This is a genomic window from Streptomyces sp. R818 (genome assembly GCF_056172735.1).
The window spans coordinates 1650325-1669764 of record NZ_JAOCNE010000003.1; the positions used below are offsets into that span (position 1 = coordinate 1650325).

15 protein-coding genes and 1 tRNA gene are annotated in these 19440 nt (G+C 70.1%); 13 read left to right on the forward strand and 3 right to left on the reverse strand.

Annotated elements, in window-relative coordinates; all coding sequences use genetic code 11:
* The first annotated feature begins 7 nt into the window (after nucleotides 1–7).
* The 7 genes from N5I75_RS12595 (at nucleotide 8) to N5I75_RS12625 (ending at nucleotide 8482) form a co-directional block, all read left to right on the forward strand.
* Nucleotides 8–1162 carry an acyl-CoA dehydrogenase family protein gene (locus N5I75_RS12595; protein WP_476676829.1) on the forward strand — a complete coding sequence of 385 codons (1155 nt, stop codon included), beginning with the start codon at nucleotides 8–10 and terminating at the stop codon, nucleotides 1160–1162.
* A 162-nt stretch (nucleotides 1163–1324) separates the two neighbouring features.
* Nucleotides 1325–2371 (forward strand): ABC transporter substrate-binding protein, encoded by a 1047-nt coding sequence (locus tag N5I75_RS12600; RefSeq protein ID WP_476676831.1) that lies wholly within the window; start codon nucleotides 1325–1327, stop codon nucleotides 2369–2371.
* 4 nt (nucleotides 2372–2375) lie between these two features.
* Complete coding sequence (locus tag N5I75_RS12605) at nucleotides 2376–3254, forward strand: siderophore-interacting protein (RefSeq protein WP_476676833.1); 879 nt, start codon at nucleotides 2376–2378, stop codon at nucleotides 3252–3254.
* A gap of 195 nt (nucleotides 3255–3449) precedes the next feature.
* Nucleotides 3450–4916: a lysine decarboxylase DesA gene (gene desA, locus N5I75_RS12610; RefSeq protein ID WP_476676835.1), complete on the forward strand. Its 1467-nt coding sequence runs from the start codon at nucleotides 3450–3452 to the stop codon at nucleotides 4914–4916.
* Nucleotides 4900–6180: a lysine N(6)-hydroxylase/L-ornithine N(5)-oxygenase family protein gene (locus N5I75_RS12615; protein ID WP_476676836.1), complete on the forward strand. Its 1281-nt coding sequence runs from the start codon at nucleotides 4900–4902 to the stop codon at nucleotides 6178–6180. Before desA ends, N5I75_RS12615 begins: the two co-directional genes overlap by 17 nt.
* Nucleotides 6177–6713, forward strand: a complete 537-nt coding sequence (locus N5I75_RS12620; RefSeq protein ID WP_476676838.1) for a GNAT family N-acetyltransferase — start codon at nucleotides 6177–6179, stop codon at nucleotides 6711–6713. Before N5I75_RS12615 ends, N5I75_RS12620 begins: the two co-directional genes overlap by 4 nt.
* A complete protein-coding gene (locus tag N5I75_RS12625) occupies nucleotides 6710–8482 on the forward strand; it encodes an IucA/IucC family protein (RefSeq protein WP_476676840.1) in 1773 nt (590 codons plus the stop codon). The genes N5I75_RS12620 and N5I75_RS12625 overlap by 4 nt, the downstream gene beginning before the upstream one ends.
* Nucleotides 8483–8545: 63 nt before the next feature.
* Here the strand turns inward: N5I75_RS12625 and N5I75_RS12630 are convergent, their stop codons facing one another.
* Nucleotides 8546–10216 carry a beta-N-acetylhexosaminidase gene (locus N5I75_RS12630; protein ID WP_476676841.1) on the reverse strand — a complete coding sequence of 557 codons (1671 nt, stop codon included), beginning with the start codon at nucleotides 10214–10216 and terminating at the stop codon, nucleotides 8546–8548.
* Between the two features lie 155 nt (nucleotides 10217–10371).
* On the opposite strand from N5I75_RS12630, the gene N5I75_RS12635 reads away from it, so the two are divergent.
* Nucleotides 10372–11262 carry a DUF4429 domain-containing protein gene (locus N5I75_RS12635; RefSeq protein WP_476676843.1) on the forward strand — a complete coding sequence of 297 codons (891 nt, stop codon included), beginning with the start codon at nucleotides 10372–10374 and terminating at the stop codon, nucleotides 11260–11262.
* A gap of 124 nt (nucleotides 11263–11386) precedes the next feature.
* On the opposite strand, the gene N5I75_RS12640 is transcribed toward N5I75_RS12635, so the two are convergent.
* The gene (locus N5I75_RS12640; protein WP_476676845.1) at nucleotides 11387–12961 is read right to left on the reverse strand and encodes a purple acid phosphatase family protein; all 1575 of its coding nucleotides are present in this window, start codon (nucleotides 12959–12961) and stop codon (nucleotides 11387–11389) included.
* Nucleotides 12962–13172: 211 nt separating this feature from the next.
* Here N5I75_RS12640 and N5I75_RS12645 point away from each other — a divergent pair, with 211 nt between their 5' ends.
* Complete coding sequence (locus N5I75_RS12645; protein WP_476676846.1) at nucleotides 13173–13430, forward strand: hypothetical protein; 258 nt, start codon at nucleotides 13173–13175, stop codon at nucleotides 13428–13430.
* Between the two features lie 54 nt (nucleotides 13431–13484).
* Entirely contained in the window at nucleotides 13485–15302 is a 1818-nt protein-coding gene (gene glmS / locus N5I75_RS12650; RefSeq protein WP_476676848.1) for a glutamine--fructose-6-phosphate transaminase (isomerizing), read from the forward strand.
* Between the two features lie 281 nt (nucleotides 15303–15583).
* On the opposite strand, the gene N5I75_RS12655 is transcribed toward glmS, so the two are convergent.
* Complete coding sequence (locus N5I75_RS12655) at nucleotides 15584–16108, reverse strand: universal stress protein (RefSeq protein ID WP_398202863.1); 525 nt, start codon at nucleotides 16106–16108, stop codon at nucleotides 15584–15586.
* Nucleotides 16109–17241: 1133 nt separating this feature from the next.
* On the opposite strand from N5I75_RS12655, the gene N5I75_RS12660 reads away from it, so the two are divergent.
* The 3 genes from N5I75_RS12660 to N5I75_RS12670 all read left to right on the forward strand — a co-directional run bounded on the left by N5I75_RS12660 (nucleotide 17242) and on the right by N5I75_RS12670 (nucleotide 19402).
* Nucleotides 17242–18516, forward strand: a complete 1275-nt coding sequence (locus N5I75_RS12660; protein WP_476676850.1) for a GlxA family transcriptional regulator — start codon at nucleotides 17242–17244, stop codon at nucleotides 18514–18516.
* 88 nt (nucleotides 18517–18604) lie between these two features.
* Nucleotides 18605–19207 carry an oligoribonuclease gene (orn, locus tag N5I75_RS12665; RefSeq protein WP_394433838.1) on the forward strand — a complete coding sequence of 201 codons (603 nt, stop codon included), beginning with the start codon at nucleotides 18605–18607 and terminating at the stop codon, nucleotides 19205–19207.
* A 122-nt stretch (nucleotides 19208–19329) separates the two neighbouring features.
* A tRNA-His gene (locus N5I75_RS12670) sits at nucleotides 19330–19402 on the forward strand.
* The last annotated feature ends 38 nt before the right edge of the window (nucleotides 19403–19440 follow it).

A 19440-nucleotide genomic window follows, 5' to 3' on the forward strand; every position in this document is an offset into this window, starting at 1 on the left:
GTACCCGATGGACCACCGTCTGAGCCCCGAGCTGGAAGAGCTGCGCCGCACGGTCGAGGCGTTCGCGCACGACGTCGTCGCGCCGAAGATCGGCGACTACTACGAGCGCCACGAGTTCCCGTACGAGATCGTCCGCGAGATGGGCCGCATGGGTCTGTTCGGTCTGCCGTTCCCCGAGGAGTACGGCGGGATGGGCGGCGACTACTTCGCGCTCGGCATCGCCCTGGAGGAGCTGGCCCGCGTCGACTCCTCGGTGGCGATCACCCTGGAGGCGGGCGTCTCGCTCGGCGCGATGCCGCTGCACCTGTTCGGCACCGAGGAGCAGAAGCGGGAGTGGCTGCCGAAGCTGTGCGCGGGCGAGGTCCTCGGTGCGTTCGGGCTCACCGAGCCGGACGGCGGCTCGGACGCGGGCGGCACCCGTACGACGGCCGTGCGCGACGGCGACGAGTGGGTGATCAACGGCTCCAAGTGCTTCATCACCAACTCGGGGACGGACATCACCGGCCTGGTCACCGTCACCGCCGTGACCGGCCGCAAGCCGGACGGCCGCCCGCTGATCTCGGCCATCATCGTGCCGTCGGGCACGCCAGGGTTCACGGTGGCGGCCCCGTACTCGAAGGTCGGGTGGAACGCGTCGGACACGCGCGAGCTGTCGTTCGCCGACGTCCGGGTGCCCGCGGCGAACCTGCTCGGCGAGGAGGGCCGCGGCTACGCGCAGTTCCTGCGGATCCTCGACGAGGGCCGTGTCGCCATCTCGGCCCTCGCCACCGGCCTCGCGCAGGGCTGCGTCGACGAGTCGGTGAAGTACGCGGCCGAGCGGCACGCGTTCGGCAAGCCGATCGGGACGAACCAGGCGATCCAGTTCAAGCTCGCCGACATGGAGATGCGGGCGCACATGGCCCGCGTCGGCTGGTACGACGCGGCGTCGCGGATGGTCGCCGGTGAGCCGTTCAAGAAGGAGGCGGCGATCGCGAAGCTGTACTCCTCGACGGTGGCGGTGGACAACGCGCGCGAGGCGACGCAGATCCACGGCGGCTACGGCTTCATGAACGAGTACCCGGTGGCCCGGATGTGGCGGGACTCCAAGATCCTGGAGATCGGCGAGGGCACGAGCGAGGTGCAGCGCATGCTGATCGCAAGGGAACTGGGCCTGACCCCATAAAAGCCCCTCCGGCGATTGAGGAGCGGGGTCCGGGGCGGAGCCCCGTGGCCTGAAGCACAATGGGCCCCGCCCCCTGGACATGCCCGGAACTTAGGTTAACCTTCCCTCAGTTCCGCAGAAGCGACCCGCCGCCTGGCCCGGCACGTCCGAAAGCAGCTCCTCATGCCCAACGCCCGACTGTCCCGCCCCACCCGCCGCGGCATCCTCGCCGCAGGCGGCGCCCTCGGCCTCGGTGTCGCACTCGCCGCCTGCGGCAACGACGACGGCGGCAAAGACAGCGGCTCGGGTGCGACGAAGAAGGACACGTCAGGACCCTGGTCGTTCAAGGACGACCGGGGCACCACGGTGAAGCTGGACAAGGTCCCGGCGAACATCGTCGCCTTCACCGGTGTCGGCGCCGCCCTGTGGGACTACGGCGTCCAGGTCAAGGGCGTCTTCGGCCCGACGACGACCAAGGGCGGCAAGCCGGACGTGCAGGCCGGCGACATGGACGTCTCGAAGGTGACGGTCCTCGGCAACGCCTGGGGCCAGTTCAACATCGAGAAGTACGCGGGCCTCGCCCCGGACGTCCTCGTCTCCACGACCTTCGACGACGCGGGCACCCTGTGGTCCGTCCCCGAGGAGTCCAAGGACAAGATCGCCAAGCTCGCCCCGAGCGTCGCGGTCTCCGTCTTCGACCGCCAGATGACGCAGCCGCTCGAGCGCATGTGGGCGCTGGCCGAGTCGCTCGGCGCCGACATGAAGGCCGACAAGGTCGTCGCGGCGAAGAAGCGGTTCGAGGACGCGGCGGCCCGCCTGCGCAAGGCCGCCAAGGCGCACCCCGACATCAAGGTGCTCGCCGGCTCCGCGAGCCAGGACATCTTCTACGTCTCCGGCACGAACCTCTCCATCGACCTGGAGTACTTCAAGGCGCTCGGCGTGAACTTCGTCGAGCCCTCGGAGGCCGCGAAGAAGGCGTCCGGCGGCTGGTTCGAGAACCTGAGCTGGGAGAACGTCGACAAGCACAAGGCCGACATCATCATGATGGACGACCGCAGCCAGACCATCCAGCCGGCCGACATCGACGAGCCGACCTGGAAGCAGCTCCCCGCCGTGAAGGCCGGGCAGGTCATCCCGCGCTCTGCCGAACCGATCCTGTCCTACGACAAGTGCGCCCCGCTCCTGGAGAACCTGGCCAAGGCGATCGAGACCGCGAAGAAGGTGTCCTGACCCCATGACCGTGACGGCCGAAGCCCCCGCTGTAACCCCTTTCCGATTCTTCGATCTGCGAGTGGTGCGCACCCGGCGCCTCGGCCCGTCACTGCTGAGGGTCACCTTCACCGGGGACGAGCTCGCCGCCTTCCACGGCGGCGGCCGCGACCAGTCCCTCTCGCTGTTCCTGCCGCAGCCGGGCCAGCACGCGCCCGTCATGCCGCCCGTGGAGCCCGGTGACGACGGCCGTGCCTGGCACGCCGCCTACCGCGCGATCCCGGCCCACGAGCGCGCGGTGATGCGCTCGTACACGCTGAGCGGCCAGCGCCGGGCGCGCCCCGGGCACGTCGAGGAGATCGACATCGACTTCGTCCTGCACAACGACGGTCCGGCCGCCGCCGGGCCCGCCTGCCGCTGGGCGGAGGGTGCGCGCCCCGGCGACCGGGCCGCCGTGCTCGGCCCGGCGGTCGCCGACAACGCGGCGGTGCGCTGCCGACCGCCGCGGGACTTCGACCACATCGTCATGTGGGGCGACGAGACGGCGCTGCCCGCCGCGCTCGGCGTCCTCGCCTGGCTGCCGTCGGACGTCTCCGCGCACGTGGTCCTCGAGGTCCCGCACCGCGGTGACATCCAGCCGATCGTGACCGCCGCCGATGTGACGGTGGAGTGGCTGGTGCGCGACGAGGACGGCCCCTCGGCTCTCGACGCCCTCAGGAACGCGCACCTCCCGCCGGCCGCACGCCCGTACGCCTGGCTGGCGGGCGAGTGCGGGACGATGAAGGAGCTGCGCCGCCACCTCGTGCGCGAGCGCGGGTACGACAAGCGCGCCGTGACGTTCGTCGGCTACTGGAAGCGCGGGATGAGCGAGGACGCGCTGCGGGAGCAGCCGGCCGCCGCGTAACGCTCAACGTCGGTTGTTGAAACGGCCGTTATCCGGCCAGAGTGGGGCATTCCGGTCAGATACCCGGGGCGGGGTCGCGAACCAAAGTTAGGTTAGGCTAACCTTACTTCCGAGTTCGCGACCTCGCCCTTTCTCCTGCCCCGCCTCTCCCCGTCCCGCCCGGGAACACCCCACCCCCACCCGGAGGAACCGTTCATGCGCTCGCACCTGCTCAATGACACGACCGCGGAGCTCTACCGCAGTTCCGTGACCGAGGGAATCGAGCGGGTGGCGGCCAAACTCGCCACCACCGCACGGCCGTTCACGGGCGTCACCCCGGACGCCCTCGCGCCGACCATCGACGCCGTCGACCTGGACGAGCCGCTCCACGACACGATGGCCGTGCTCGACGAGCTGGAGGACGTCTACCTCCGCGACGCCGTCTACTTCCACCACCCCCGCTACCTGGCGCACCTCAACTGCCCGGTCGTGATCCCCGCCGTGGTCGCCGAGGCCGTCCTCTCCGCCGTCAACTCCTCGCTCGACACCTGGGACCAGTCGGCGGGCGGCACGCTCATCGAGCGCAAACTCATCGACTGGACCGCCGCGCGCATCGGCCTCGGCCCCGCCGCCGACGGCGTCTTCACCTCCGGCGGCTCGCAGTCCAACCTCCAGGCGCTGCTCCTCGCCCGCCAGGAGGCCAAGACCGGCCCGGAGAGCTGGGAGGGCCCCGCCTCGCTCGCCAAGCTCCGGATCTTCGCCTCCGAGGTCAGCCACTTCAGCGTGAAGAAGTCCGCGCAGCTCCTCGGCCTCTCCGCCGACGCGGTCGTCACCATCCCGGTCGACCGGAACAAGCGGATGCAGACCGTGGCGCTCGCCGCCGAGCTGGAGCGCTGCCGCGCCGACGGCCTCGTCCCCATGGCCGTCGTCGCCACCGCAGGCACGACCGACTTCGGCTCCATCGACCCGATGCCGGAGATCGCCGAGCTGTGCGCCCAGTACGACACGTGGATGCACGTCGACGCCGCGTACGGCTGCGGGCTGCTCGTCTCGCCGAGGAACCGTGACCGGCTGACCGGCATCGAGCGCGCCGACTCCGTCACCGTCGACTACCACAAGTCCTTCTTCCAGCCGGTGAGTTCGAGCGCGATCCTGGTCCGCGACGGCGCCACCCTGCGCCACGCCACGTACCACGCGGAGTACCTCAACCCGCGCCGTACGGTCGCCGAGCGCATCCCCAACCAGGTCGACAAGTCCCTGCAGACCACCCGCCGCTTCGACGCGCTGAAGCTGTGGATGACGCTGCGCGTGATGGGCGCCGACGGCATCGGCAACCTCTTCGACGAGGTGTGCGACCTCGCCCATGAGGGCTGGAAGGTGCTCGCCGCCGACCCGCGCTTCGACGTCGTCGTGGAGCCGAGCCTGTCCACACTCGTCTACCGCTACATCCCCGCCGCCGTCACCGACCCCGCCGAGATCGACCGCGCCAACCTCTACGCCCGCAAAGCCCTGTTCGCCTCCGGTGACGCCGTCGTCGCGGGCACCAAGGTGGGCGACCGCCAGTTCCTGAAGTTCACCCTGCTCAACCCCGAGACGACGCTCGCCGACATCTCGGCCGTCCTCGACCTCATCGCCGGCCACGCCGAGCAGTACCTGGGAGACACCCTTGACCGCGCTTCCTGAACCCCGTGACACGTATGACTTCATCGGGATCGGGCTCGGACCGTTCAACCTCGGCCTCGCCTGCCTGACCGAACCCATAGCCGAGCTGAACGGCGTCTTCCTGGAGTCCAAGCCGGACTTCGAGTGGCACTCCGGCATGTTCCTGGAGGGCGCGCACCTCCAGACCCCGTTCATGTCGGACCTCGTCACGCTCGCCGACCCCACCTCCCCGTACTCCTTCCTCAACTACCTGAAGGAGAACGGGCGGCTGTACTCGTTCTACATCCGCGAGAACTTCTATCCGCTGCGCGTCGAGTACAACGACTACTGCCGCTGGGCCGCCGCCAAGGTCTCGTCCATCCGCTTCAACACGACGGTCACCTCCGTCACGTACGACGAGGGCGACGGCCTCTACACCGCCACCACCGAGAGCGGCGCCACCTACCGCGCCCCGCACCTGGTCCTCGGCACCGGCACCCCGCCGCACATCCCCGAGGCCGTCCAGGGCCTCGGCGGCGACTACCTCCACAACTCGCGCTACCTGCAGCACAAGCAGGAGCTGCAGAAGAAGGAGTCGATCACGCTGATCGGCAGCGGCCAGTCCGCCGCCGAGATCTACTACGACCTGCTCAGCGAGATCGACGTCCACGGCTACCGCCTGAACTGGGTCACGCGCTCCCCGCGCTTCTTCCCCCTCGAATACACCAAGCTGACGCTGGAGATGACGTCCCCGGACTACATCGACTACTTCCACGCGCTGCCGGAGACCACCCGGTACGCCCTGGAGGAGCGGCAGAAGGGCCTGTTCAAGGGCATCGACGGCGAGCTGGTCGACGCGATCTTCGACCTGCTCTACCAAAAGAAGCTCGGCGGTCCCGTGCCGACGCGCCTCCTCACCAACTCCGCTCTCGTGAGCGCGCGTTACGAGGACGGCACGTACACCCTCGGCCTGCACCAGGAGGAGCAGGACAAGGCGTACGAGATCCAGACCGAGGGCCTGATCCTCGCGACCGGCTACAAGTACCAGGCCCCCGCCTTCCTGGAGCCGGTCAGGGACCGCATCCGCTACGACGGGCGCGGCCGCTTCGACGTCGCCCGCAACTACGCGATCGACACCACCGGGCGCGGCATCTTCCTCCAGAACGCGGGCGTGCACACGCACAGCATCACCAGCCCCGACCTGGGCATGGGTGCTTACCGCAACAGCTACATCATCGGCGAGCTGCTCGGCACCGAGTACTACCCCGTCGAGAAGACCATCGCCTTCCAGGAGTTCTCCGTATGACCTTCGCGATACGCACCCTCGACCCGACCAAGGACGCGGAACTCGTCCACGGCTGGGTCACCCACCCCAAGGCGTCGTTCTGGCTGATGGGGGACGCCTCGCTGCCGGACGTCGAGCGCGAGTACATGTCCATCGCGGCGGCCGAGCACCACGACGCGTTCATCGGCGAGCGGGACGGTGTCCCCGTCTTCCTGATGGAGCGCTACGACCCGCGGTACGTGGAGCTGGTCGGCCTGTACGAGCCCGAGCCCGGCGACGTCGGCATGCACTTCCTCGTCGCGCCGACCGACACCCCCGAGCACGGCTTCACCCGCGCCGTGATCACCGCCGTGATGGCGCACCTCTTCGCGGACCCCGAGGTGGCGCGCGTCGTCGTCGAGCCCGACGTCCGCAACAAGGCCGTGCACGCGCTCAACGAGGCCGTCGGCTTCGTCCCCGACCGGGAGATCGACAAGCCGGAGAAGAGGGCGCTGCTCAGCTTCTGCACGCGCGCGCAGTTCGAGGCCGCCATCGCCGAGGGGGCCCGCGCATGACCCTCGCCGACGCCGTCTCCCACCTCTCCCCCGAGCGCTGGGCCGAGGCCAACCGCCTCCTCGTCCGCAAGGGCCTCGCCGAGTTCACCCACGAGCGCCTCCTCACCCCCGAACCACTGGAGGACGGCCGCTACGTCGTCCGCAGCGACGACGGCGCCACCCGCTACGAGTTCAGCGCCCGCCGACTGCGCCTGGACCACTGGCAGATCCCCGCCGAGTCGATCACCCGCCACCGCGACGGCACCGAACTCCCGCTCCAGGCGCTTGAGTTCTTCACCGAGCTGAAGGGCGCGCTCGGCCTGTCCGACGCGATCCTGCCGGTCTACCTGGAGGAGATCTCCTCCACCCTCTCCGGCACCTGCTACAAGCTGACGAAGCCCGATGTCACCGCCGCCGAGCTGGCCGCCTCCGGGTCCTTCCAGGACATCGAGACGGGCATGACCGAGGGCCACCCCTGCTTCGTCGCGAACAACGGCCGCCTCGGCTTCGGCATCCACGAGTACCTCTCGTACGCGCCCGAGACCGCGAGCCCCGTACGGCTGATCTGGCTGGCGGCGACGCGCGAGCGGGCCGCGTTCACCTCGGGCATCGGCCTCGACTACGAGTCGCTGCTCCGCGCCGAACTGGGCCGGGGCACGCTCGACCGCTTCGACGCCACCCTCCGCGACCAGGGCCTCGACCCGGCCGACTACCTGCTCATCCCCGTCCACCCGTGGCAGTGGTGGAACAAGCTGTCCGTCACCTTCGCCGCCGAGGTCGCCCAGCGCCGCCTCGTCCTGCTCGGCGAGGGCGACGACGAGTACCTGGCGCAGCAGTCGATCCGGACGTTCTTCAACTCCACCTCCCCGGAGAAGCACTACGTGAAGACGGCCCTGTCCGTCATCAACATGGGCTTCATGCGCGGCCTCTCGGCGGCGTACATGGAGGCGACCCCGGCCATCAACGACTGGCTGGCCCACCTCATCGAGAGCGACGAGGTCCTCAGCGGCACGGGCCTGACGATCATCCGCGAGCGCGCGGCCGTCGGCTACCGGCACCTGGAGTACGAGGCCGCCACCGACCGCTACTCGCCCTACCGCAAGATGCTGGCGGCCCTGTGGCGCGAGTCGCCGGTCCCGTCCCTCGCCGAGGGCGAGCGGCTCGCCACGATGGCGTCGCTGCTTCACGTGGACCGCGCGGGCCGCTCCTTCGCGGGCGCGCTCATCGAGCGCTCGGGCCTGACGCCGCGCGAGTGGCTGAAGCCGTACCTGAACGCGTACCTGACCCCGCTCCTCCACAGCTTCTACGCCTACGACCTGGTGTTCATGCCGCACGGCGAGAACGTCATCCTGGTCCTGGACGAGCGCGGCGTGGTCACGCGGGCGGTGTTCAAGGACATCGCCGAGGAGATCGCGGTGATGGACACGGACGCGGTGCTCCCGCCGAAGGTGGACCGCATCCGGGTCGACGTCCCCGACGACATGAAGCTGCTGTCGATCTTCACGGACGTCTTCGACTGCTTCTTCCGCTTCCTGGCGGCGAACCTCGTCGAGGACGGCGTCCTGGACGAGGACACGTTCTGGGCGGCGGTCGCCGACTGCGTCCGCGACTACCAGGACTCCGCGCCGCACCTGGCGGACAAGTTCAAGCAGTACGACATGTTCGCCCCGACGTTCGCGCTGTCCGCCCTCAACCGGCTCCAGCTGCGCAACAACGCGCAGATGGTGGACCTGGCGGACCCGTCGGGCGCGCTCCAGCTGGTCGGCGACCTGGAGAACCCGATCGCGTGACGCGGCGCCGAAGACCGGAAGGGGCTCGGGAGACGGTCCTCCCGAGCCCCTTTCACATGCGCCTCACGCGGCAGGCCACGGCACCTGCGGCGACTTGTAGTAGCCGATGCCGAGCGCGTCCCAGCGCGGCGCCTGCGCGGCGAGCCGCACCTTGTACGTGTCCCAGTCGTGCGTGGCCGCGGGCGACCAGCCGAGCTCGGCGACCCCGGGCAGGCGCGGGAACGCCATGTAGTCGAGGTGCGCGGAGGTCGACAGGGTCTCCGACCACAGCGGCGCCTCGACACCCTTCACGGCCGACGCCGGCGCACCGGGCAGGTAGGTGCCCGGGTCCCAGTCGTAGGAGCGCCGCACCTCCACGTACCCGGCCCACGACAGGCCGAGCGGCGTGTCCTTGGTGTACTTCATGTCGAGGTACGTGCGGTCGGCGGGCGAGATGATGATCCCGGTCCCGTTCTTGGCGGCCTCGGCGACCTGCGCCTTCTCCGCCGCACTCGTCCCTTCCGTGCCCCAGTACTGCGCGAGCGCGCCCTTGATCGGCGTGGCGGCGGTCAGCTGGTGCCAGCCGACGACCGTCTTGCCGTACTTGGCGACGATCGGCTGCACCTTGTTCATGAAGGTGACGTAGTCCTCGTGACTGGTGGAGTGCGCCTCGTCGCCGCCGATGTGGAGGTACCGGCCGGGCGTGAGCGCGGCCAGCTCCCGGATGACGTCGTCGACGAACTCGTACGTGACGTCCTTGTTCACGCACAGCGAGCTGAAGCCGACCTCGGTGCCGGTGTAGAGCGGCGGCGCGACGCCGTCGCAGTTCAGCTCGGCGTAGGAGGCGAGGGCCGCGTTCGTGTGGCTCGGCATGTCGATCTCGGGCACGACCTCCAGATAGCGGGAGGCGGCGTACCGGACGATCTCCTTGTACTGCGCCTTGGTGTAGTAGCCGCCCGCGCCGCCGCCGACCTGCGTCGACCCGCCGTACGTGGCGAGGCGCGGCCAGGAGTCGACGGCGATGCGCCAGCCCTGGTCGTCGCTCAGGTGCAGATGCAGCTTGTTGACCTTGTAGAGCGCCAGCTCGTCGATGTACCGCTTGACTTGGTCGACCTGGAAGAAGTGGCGGGACACGTCGAGGTGGGCGCCGCGCCACTCGTAGCGCGGGGTGTCCTCGATGGTGCCGCCCGCGACCAGCCACGGCCCGGACTGCCTGCTGTCGGCCTCCACCTTCGCGGGCAGTTGCTGGCGCAGGGTCTGGACGCCGTGGAAGAGCCCGGCGGCCTCGCGCGCGACGACGGTGACGGACCGCCCGTCGCTGGTCAGCCGGTACCCCTCCGCGCCGAGCGCCTTGTCCTTGCGGTTCAGGTCGAGCCGGATGCCGTCGCGCCCCTCGTCCTCGGTGACGGGCAGCTTGTAGCCGGTGGACGGGCGCAGGACCCCGGCGAGGTAGTCGCCGACCCGGCGCGCCTCGCGCGAGCCGTCCTCGACGCGGATCCGGGTCGCGGCGGTGATCCGGTACGCGGATCCGCCCGCCGTCGCCTTCGCGGGCGCGGGCACGATCTGCCCGAGCGGGGTCGCGGCGGCGGGCGAGGCGGCGGTGGGTGAGGCGGCGGCCGGGACCGCGCCGAGTCCACCGGCTCCGGCGGCGACGAGAAGAAGTGAGCCGAGCACGGCCGCCGCGGGCCTGAGGGCGGCGGGCCGGGGATGCGATCTGCGGTGCGATCCGTGGTGCGATCTGCGGTGCGTCCTCACGAACGGTCCCTTCGACGGTGGTCGTTGGCGGAGTTCGTCGTACGAGCGTGTCGTGCGCGTGTAGGTGCAACCGATCGGTCACCATGCGTACCCTCCGCCCCGCGTCCGGTCAAGGTGTAGACCATTCCCCGGAGGCCTGATGTCAGAATCGCCCCATGGCGGAAATCATCCAGCGCGACGGCACGTGGACGTTCGACGGCGAGGCCCTGCGGCTGACGCCCGGCCGGGACAAGAACGTCGGCCTGCTCCGCAAGACGCTGGGCGAACTCGTCGTCCCCCTGGAGGCGTTGGCCGGGATCTCCTTCGAGCACGGCAAGAAGACGGGCCGCCTGCGGCTGCGGCTGCGCGACGGCGCGGACCCGCTCCTCCAGGCGTCGGGCGGCAAGCTGACGGACTCCTCGGACCCGTACCAGCTCACCGTCGAGTCGGACCGGTACGGGGTCGCCGAGTACCTGGTGGACGAGGTGCGCAACGCGCTGCTGATCGAACAGGTCCCCTCGACGCCCTGCACCGCCTACGTCCTGCCGGGCCCGGCCGTGCCGCTCTCCGTCTCCGCCGGGGACGGCACGGTGAGCTTCGACGGGGAGCACATACGCCTGGAGTGGAACTGGAAGACGGACGACGCCAAGGCCGCCGCGGGGGCACGGATGCTCGCCCTCGGCGACATCGCGGCGGTGGAGTGGCAGCCGGCCGTGGGTCTGGAGAACGGCTGTCTGCGCTTCGTCGTCAGATCGTCGCCGACGAAGGCGCCGCCGAAGTACGACCCGAACTCGGTCGAGCTGTGGGGGTTCAAGAAGGACCCGCTGATGGCGCTGGTCGCGGCGGCCGTCCAGGCCCGCCTCCCGCACCCGGCGGCGCCCGCCGCGCCCGCCGTCGCCCCGCCCGCCCCCGAGGACCCGGCCCCGGCGCCCCGGCCCGCCCCGGCCGAGGACGACCACGACGCGCTGCTGCGGCGCCTGCGGGAGCTCGGCGAGCTGCACCGGGCCGGGGTCCTGACGGAGGAGGAGTTCGCGGCGGCGAAACAGGCCGTGTTGAAGCGGCTCTAGCCGAATCGAGCCGCTCCGCCAGATCAAGCCCCTCCGGCGATTGAGGAGCGGGGTCCGGGGCGGAGCCCCGTGTCGTTCACCGTCTGACCGCCGGTGGGGGCCGGTCGCGCAGTTCCCCGCGCCCCTACCGGCGTACGCGTCGAGCCACGACGAAGCGGTCGATCTCCGCACCCGTCTCGGCGAGCCCCCGTACCGTCAACCGGGCCGTACGGCCCACCGGCGCCGGCTCCACGTCCACCCGCAGGAACGAGTAGTTCGTGTACCGCACCCGCGACCAGTCGACGGTCACCGACTTCTTGGAGCCGTCGGGCTGGACCACGTACGACTGGAAGGGGTCGATCTCCTTCTCGTGGCCCTGGTAGGTGTCCTCGACCGGGAAGGCGTACAGGCTCTTGCCCGCCGCGCCGGCCGTGACGTAGACGACGCCGTCGGTCTCCGGGTAGGCGGTGCCGCCGATCGGCAGCTCCTTGGTGACCTTCTCGCCCTTGAGCACGTCGGAGCGCTCGTAGACGTGGTTGTGGCCGTTGATGACGAGGTCGACCGTGTACTTCTCGAACAGCGGCACCCACTCCTTGCGCACACCCCCCTCCGAGGCGTGCGCGGTAGCGGTGCAGTACGCGCAGTGGTGGAAGAAGACGACGATGAAGTCGATCCCGGAGCCCGAGCGGCGGAACTTCTTCAGCTGCGCCTCGAACCACGTGGTCTGGGTGCCCCCGGAGATGCCGAGGTTGGCCGGGATCTCCCACGACACGTCGTTGGCGTCGAGCGAGATGACCGCCGTGTTGCCGTGCACGAAGGAGTACACGCTCGGCAGGTTCTTCGGGTCCGGGCCGTTGCGCGGCGGCGCGAAGCGGGCCTCCTGGCTGCCGTAGCCGTTCGGCGAGTACCAGGCTTCCATGTCGTGGTTGCCGTAACTGACCATCCACGGCACCGACTTGGCGACGGACTCGGTCTGCGCGAGGAACTGGTCCCAGGTCCGCGCGTCGAACGTGTCCGTGGTGCGGCCCGAACCCGACGGGTCCGCGTACGCGATGTCACCGGCGTGCAGGTGGAAGGCGGGCCCCTGGGCGAGGATCAGGCTGTCGTTGGCGAGCGCGTGGTAGCTGACGCCCTGGTCGCCGAAGGCGGTGAAGGTGAAGGGCTGCGAGCGCGCGGGCGCCGTGGTGAAGGTGCCGATGGTGCCCGCGAACTTCGGCGCCGCCGGGTCGAAGCCCTGGTGGCCGACGCCGTAGTAGTACGTCTTGCCAGGCTTGAGGTGGGTCAGCTCCGCGTGCACGTAGTACTGGGTGTGGTCGGCGCTCGTGCCGACGCCCGCCGGGGTGTACAGCGCGCGGACCTCGGCCGGGATCTTCCGGGAGAGGTCACCGGCGTGCGCGCCGACGCGGATGAACGGGTTCTTCACCGGGACCGGCACCTGCCAGGACACCGTCATCTCGGTGCGCGGGTCGGCGCCGTAGGAGAGGTGGCGGCCGAAGGGGGCGACGAGCGCGCCGTCCACGTGGTCGTGCGAGGGACGCGCGGCGGTGGCCGAGGCGGCGGGGGTCGCGGCGGTCGCGGCGCCCGGGACGAAGACGCCGCCCGCGACCGCGCCGAGGGTGACGGCGCCGCCGCGCATCATCGTGCGGCGGGAGAGCTTGGAGCGCAGGTACTCGTGCTGCTCGGCGAGGCTCCGGCCGGCCAGCTCATCGGGTACGCCCATACGTGGAATGTCCATGGCCTGAAAGTTGCTGGGGGCACCCATCTCGTGCGGATACGCCGGGTGAACGCGGCCGGAACAGACGGCATAAGCCGGTTCAAGCCAAGATCATATCCGCCCGAACCGTTCCCACTCGTACGCCACTCCGACCATCCTTGCCCGATATCGGGCAGATTTCTTGCGAAAGCCACGGCACTACCCCAGGATCGTCCGAGTGCACGAGGAACTCGTCGATCATCTGACCCGCAGCACCCCCCTGGGACGGGGCGAGGCGCTGCGGGTGATCCAGGACGTGCTCGCCTACTTCGACGAGTCGACGGAGGACTACGTCCGTCGCCGCCACCGCGAACTCCAGGCCCAGGGCCTGGTGAACGCGGCGATCTTCGAACAGATCAGGGCGGACCTGCGGTACCGGGCGGTGGCGCCGCCGGAGCTGTCCCTCCGACAGCTCCGCCGGATCGTCTACGGCTGACCGGCGCCGCCCACCATGAGCCACAGCGTGAACTAGAGGGGACCTTTCTTACCTATGTGCGGAATTGTCGGCTACATCGGCAAGCGTGACGTGGCCCCGCTCCTCCTGGAGGGGCTGCAGCGTCTGGAGTACCGCGGCTACGACTCCGCGGGCATCGTCATCACCAGCCCGAAGGCCACGGGCCTGAAGATGGTCAAGGCCAAGGGCCGCGTCCGCGACCTGGAGGCCAAGGTCCCGGCGCGCTTCAAGGGCACCACCGGCATCGCCCACACCCGCTGGGCCACGCACGGCGCCCCCTCCGACGAGAACGCGCACCCGCACATGTCCGGCGACGACAAGGTCGCCGTCGTCCACAACGGCATCATCGACAACGCCGCCGAGCTGCGCGCGAAGCTGGTCGCCGAGGGCGTCGAGTTCCTCTCCGAGACGGACACCGAGGTCCTCACCCACCTCATCGCCCGCTCGCAGGCGACGGACCTGGAGGACAAGGTCCGCGACGCGCTCCGCCTCATCGAGGGCACGTACGGCATCGCGGTCGTCCACGCCGACTTCCCCGACCGCATCGTGGTGGCCCGCAACGGCTCGCCGGTCGTCCTCGGCATCGGCGACAAGGAGATGTTCGTCGCCTCCGACATCGCCGCGCTCGTCTCCCACACCCGCCAGGTCGTCACCCTCGACGACGGCGAGATGGCCACCCTCAAGGCCGACGACTTCCGCACCTACACGACCGAGGGCACGCGCACGACCGCGTCCCCGACGACCGTCGAGTACGAGGCCGCCTCCTACGACATGGGCGGCCACGACACGTACATGCACAAGGAGATCTTCGAGCAGGCAGACGCCGTCGACCGCGTCCTGCGCGGCCGTATCGACGACCGCTTCTCCACCGTGCACCTCGGCGGCCTCAACCTCGACGCCCGCGAGGCCCGCTCCGTGCGCCGCGTGAAGATCCTCGGCTGCGGCACCTCGTACCACGCCGGTCTCATCGGCGCCCAGATGATCGAGGAGCTGGCCCGCATCCCCGCGGACGCCGAGCCCGCCTCCGAGTTCCGCTACCGCAACGCGGTCGTCGACCCCGACACCCTCTACATCGCGGTCTCCCAGTCCGGCGAGACCTACGACGTGCTCGCCGCCGTCCAGGAGCTGAAGCGCAAGGGCGCCCGGGTCTTCGGCGTCGTGAACGTGGTCGGCTCTGCGATCGCCCGCGAGTCGGACGCCGGTGTCTACGTGCACGCGGGCCCCGAGGTCTGCGTCGTCTCCACCAAGTGCTTCACCAACACCACGGTCGCCTTCGCGCTGCTCGCCCTGCACCTGGGCCGCATCCGCGACCTGTCCGTCGCCGACGGCAAGCGGATCATCGAGGGCCTGCGCAAGCTGCCCGCGCAGATCACCGCGATCCTGGAGCAGGAGGCGGAGATCAAGAAGATCGCCGAGGAGTACGCGGACGCCCGCTCGATGATGTTCATCGGGCGTGTCCGGGGCTACCCGGTGGCCCGCGAGGCTTCCCTGAAGCTGAAGGAGGTCTCGTACATCCACGCCGAGGCCTACCCCGCCTCCGAGCTGAAGCACGGCCCGCTCGCCCTCATCGAGCCGGCGCTCCCCACGGTCGCGATCGTCCCCGACGACGACCTCCTGGAGAAGAACCGCGCCGCCATGGAGGAGATCAAGGCCCGCGCGGGCCGCATCCTCGCCGTCGCCCACCAGGAGCAGGAGAAGGCCGACCGCACCATCGTCGTGCCGAAGAACGAGGACGAGCTGGACCCGATCCTCATGGGCATCCCGCTCCAACTCCTCGCCTACCACACGGCGTTGGCGCTCGGCCGGGACATCGACAAGCCGCGCAACCTGGCGAAGTCCGTGACGGTGGAGTAACCACCCCGCTCGCACGCGACAGGCACGCGGACAGACGAACGGGCCCCATGCGCGCCACCCTGCGCATGGAACCCGTTCCCGCATGGCCGGGGTCGCCCATTACCCCGGCCGCAGCCGCCAGTTGGTCGCTCCCCCGCGTTTTCCCGCGTTCTTTCCCGCGTTCTTTCCCGCGTTCGATACGTACCCTTCACAAGGGCACAAGGCACCTCGTACGCGTGAGTAGGTTGGACGGAACCGCCAGGGGCCGCCCGGGGCCTCCGAGGGGCCCTGGACCCGGGCCCCTACGGGATGACGATGACGGGCCGCTGCGCGCGCCGCGCGAGCCGCCCGGCGACCGAGCCGAAGATCCGTCCGACGAGCCCGTGGGTCGAGCCCACGACGATGGCGTCGGCGGAGTACTCGCGGCCGACCTCCTCCAGCTCGTGGCAGATGTCGCCACCGCGCTCGACGAGGATCCAGGGCACCTCGGCCAGATACTCCGCACAGGCCAGCTCGAGCCCGAGCACCTCGGTGCGGTGGTCCGGCACGTCGACGAAGACGGGCGGCTCGCAGCCGGCCCACACCGTGGTCGGCAGCCGGTTGGCGACGTGCACGATGATCAGCCCGGAGCCCGAGCGATGGGCCATGCCGATCGCGTAGGCGAGGGCGCGCTCGCTCGACGTCGAGCCGTCGAAACCGACGACGACCCCGTGCTGGAACGCGGGATCACAGGGGTGACGTGTCTCTTCCGCCGCGAGGGGGGTCTCCGTGGGTTCGGCGACCTGCCGCTTGCGGTCCGCGGGTTCGGGAATCTCGTGACCGGCCATGAGTGTCTCGGCGTGTACTCCGTGGGCCTCTGGAATGAGGGCTGGAATGAGGGACGACAACGGACTCGGCGGAGCTGTGTCCGGGAATCATCTTCCCAACCCCATACCCCCAAGGGTACGGCGGCACTCCTCCTTCGCCCAGACTCCGGCCTGCTGCCAGGCCCGCTCCCCGCTTGCTGAGGGGGTCACGCTCCGCAGCGTTCAGGGGAGCATGCACGAGGCACGCCCGTATGGCAATGGTTGCTGCCCCGTACAGGCGGTTTGCGCACTCTTGTGGCCCCCGCCCCGGCCGCGTCAAGTGACCGTGGCGACGGCCGCGCGTTGAACTCCCGAACCGAAGACACAGGGAGCACTCCGTGCCCGGACCGACCCGCGCGCACCGCGCCGCCCCGACGCACGCCCGCAACGACTCGGCAGCCGCCCCACGAAACGGGGCGGACGGGGCGAACGGAACCGAGGGAGCGGACGCCGTGGTCCGCTGGGCGGCCTTCAGCTGTGTCGTGGTCCCGGTCGTGCTCGTCGGGTACGGCGGCTCGGCCGCCGGGACCGCCGGCGCCGCCCTCGGGCTCGTCGCCGTCACCGCCGTCTGCCGGATACTGCTCCGCCGCTCGGAACGTGGCGCAGAACAGTTGCACAGTGAACAGTGCTGCCGCCATCGTGGCCGTCATGGCAGAAGCCCCTCGGGGGCGCACAGGGGCGGGCATCGGGCGGATCGGAGTGCGCCGGTGGAGTGACCGGCGACCGCACACCACCCCGTATATTTTCAGCCAACTTCACGTCACGGGGCACCCCTTGCCCTGGGGGCCTTCCAACCCCCGTTCCACCAGGGCTGAAAGGACCGCGGAGGCCGCTTGCACCCTACGGGGACCGGCCACTGAGGACAGGCGTACTTCCCAGCAACGCCCGCGAGTGCAACGCTTCGTGATCGACTGCTTCACGCCACGTTGCCATGTCGACAATGTGCCAGGTCCTTAACTGGTCACGACGGCACCACGGGACACAGTAGATTCGATCATGACTGTCTGATCTGTAGGCGGCGGGGGACTTCGTGCAGGACCGAGGGGAAACGTGCAGGAGCGAACAGCCCGTCAAAGTATTGAGGGAGCCGCGATCACCGAGGGGGGCTTAGCAGGATGAGCCACGACTCCATCACCGCGCCGGAGGCGGCGGCTCGCAAGCTGGCGGGGCGCCGCCGACGAGAGATCGTCGCGGTACTCCTGTTCAGCGGCGGACCCATTTTCGAGAGTTCCATTCCGCTCTCCGTGTTCGGAATCGACCGCCAGGACGCGGGAGTTCCCCGGTACCGGTTGCTCGTGTGCGCCGGTGAAGAGGGCCCCCTGCGGACCACAGGGGGACTGGAGCTCACCGCACCACACGGACTCGAGGCGATCTCGCGGGCGGGCACGGTCGTCGTGCCGGCCTGGCGGTCCATCACCTCGCCGCCACCGGAGGAGGCGCTTGACGCGATCCGGCGCGCCCACGAGGAAGGCGCGCGCATCGTCGGCCTGTGCACCGGAGCCTTCGTGCTCGCGGCGGCGGGCCTGCTCGACGGCCGTCCGGCCACCACGCACTGGATGTACGCGCCGACGCTCGCCAAGCGCTACCCGTCGGTCCACGTGGACCCGCGCGAGCTCTTCGTGGACGACGGGGACGTACTGACGAGCGCCGGCACCGCGGCCGGTATCGACCTGTGCCTGCACATCGTGCGCACGGACCACGGCAACGAGGCGGCCGGGGCGCTCGCCCGCCGCCTGGTGGTCCCGCCGCGCCGCAGCGGCGGCCAGGAGCGCTATCTCGACCGGTCGCTGCCGGAGGAGATCGGCGCCGATCCGCTGGCCGAGGTCGTCGCCTGGGCACTGGAGCATTTACACGAGCAGTTCGACGTCGAGACGCTGGCGGCCCGCGCCTATATGAGCCGCCGCACCTTCGACCGGCGGTTCCGTTCCCTGACCGGGAGCGCGCCGCTGCAGTGGCTGATCACCCAGCGGGTGCTTCAGGCACAGCGGCTCCTGGAGACCTCCGACTACTCCGTCGACGAGGTCGCCGGGCGCTGCGGCTTCCGTTCGCCGGTCGCGCTGCGCGGGCACTTCCGCCGCCAGCTCGGCTCGTCCCCGGCCGCGTACCGGACCGCGTACCGCGCGCGCCGGCCGCAGGCGGGCGAGACGGGGGGCGGGAAGCCGGAGAAGCCGGTGGAGCTGGCCCCGGTGGGCGGCCACGAGCCGCCGGGTCACGGACCCGTGCCCGCGCAGTCCCGGCGGACCGCGGCCGCGCACGCGCTCGGGGCGCCGACGACCTCCGTCTCGACGGGTCCGTCGGGGCCGACGGTCCACGCGGAGGGCGGGAAACCCGCGTCCGACGCGTTCGCGCCGGGCCGGGCGAGCCTGCCCGGACAGCGCTCGGCACCGTAGCCGCCACGAGCGGTCACGACAGCCACCGGAACAGGAGCCGACGACCGTCGTCTGCCAGCGGGAAGGTCCGACCCGTAGGGTTGGTCGCATGAACGATCGCATGGTGTGGATCGACTGCGAGATGACCGGACTCTCGCTGGCGAACGACGCGCTCATCGAGGTGGCCGCACTGGTCACCGATTCGGAGCTGAACGTACTCGGCGACGGTGTGGACATCGTGATCCGCCCGCCGGACGAGGCCCTGGAGACCATGCCGGAGGTGGTGCGCACCATGCACACCGCCTCCGGTCTCCTCGACGAGCTGGCGGGCGGCACGACGCTCGCGGACGCCGAGGAGCAGGTTCTCTCCTATGTACGTGAGCACGTCAAGGATGCGGGCAAGGCCCCGCTCTGCGGGAACTCGGTCGGCACCGACCGCGGGTTCCTGCTGCGTGACATGCCGACGCTGGAGGAGTACCTCCACTACCGGATCGTCGATGTGTCCTCGGTCAAGGAACTGGCCCGGCGCTGGTACCCGAGGGCGTACTTCAACAGTCCGGAGAAGAACGGCAACCACCGGGCGCTCGCCGACATCCGCGAGTCCATCGCGGAGCTGCGCTACTACCGCGAGGCGGTCTTCGTGCCGCAGCCCGGACCCGACTCCGACACCGCGAAGTCGATCGCGGCGAAGTACGTCCTGCCTGCGGAGTAGCCCCTTTCCGGGCTGTCCCGTGTCCACTCGTACGGGGTCCGGAAAACGGGTGCGCGAGCACCCCTTCGGACCCTGTACACTTTTTCTCGGCCGGTCGGAAGAGCGACAGAAGACCGGACATGGTGGGTGTAGCTCAGTTGGTAGAGCACCTGGTTGTGGTCCAGGTGGCCGCGGGTTCAAGTCCCGTCACTCACCCTGAATGATCAAGGCCCGACCTGCGAAAACAGGTCGGG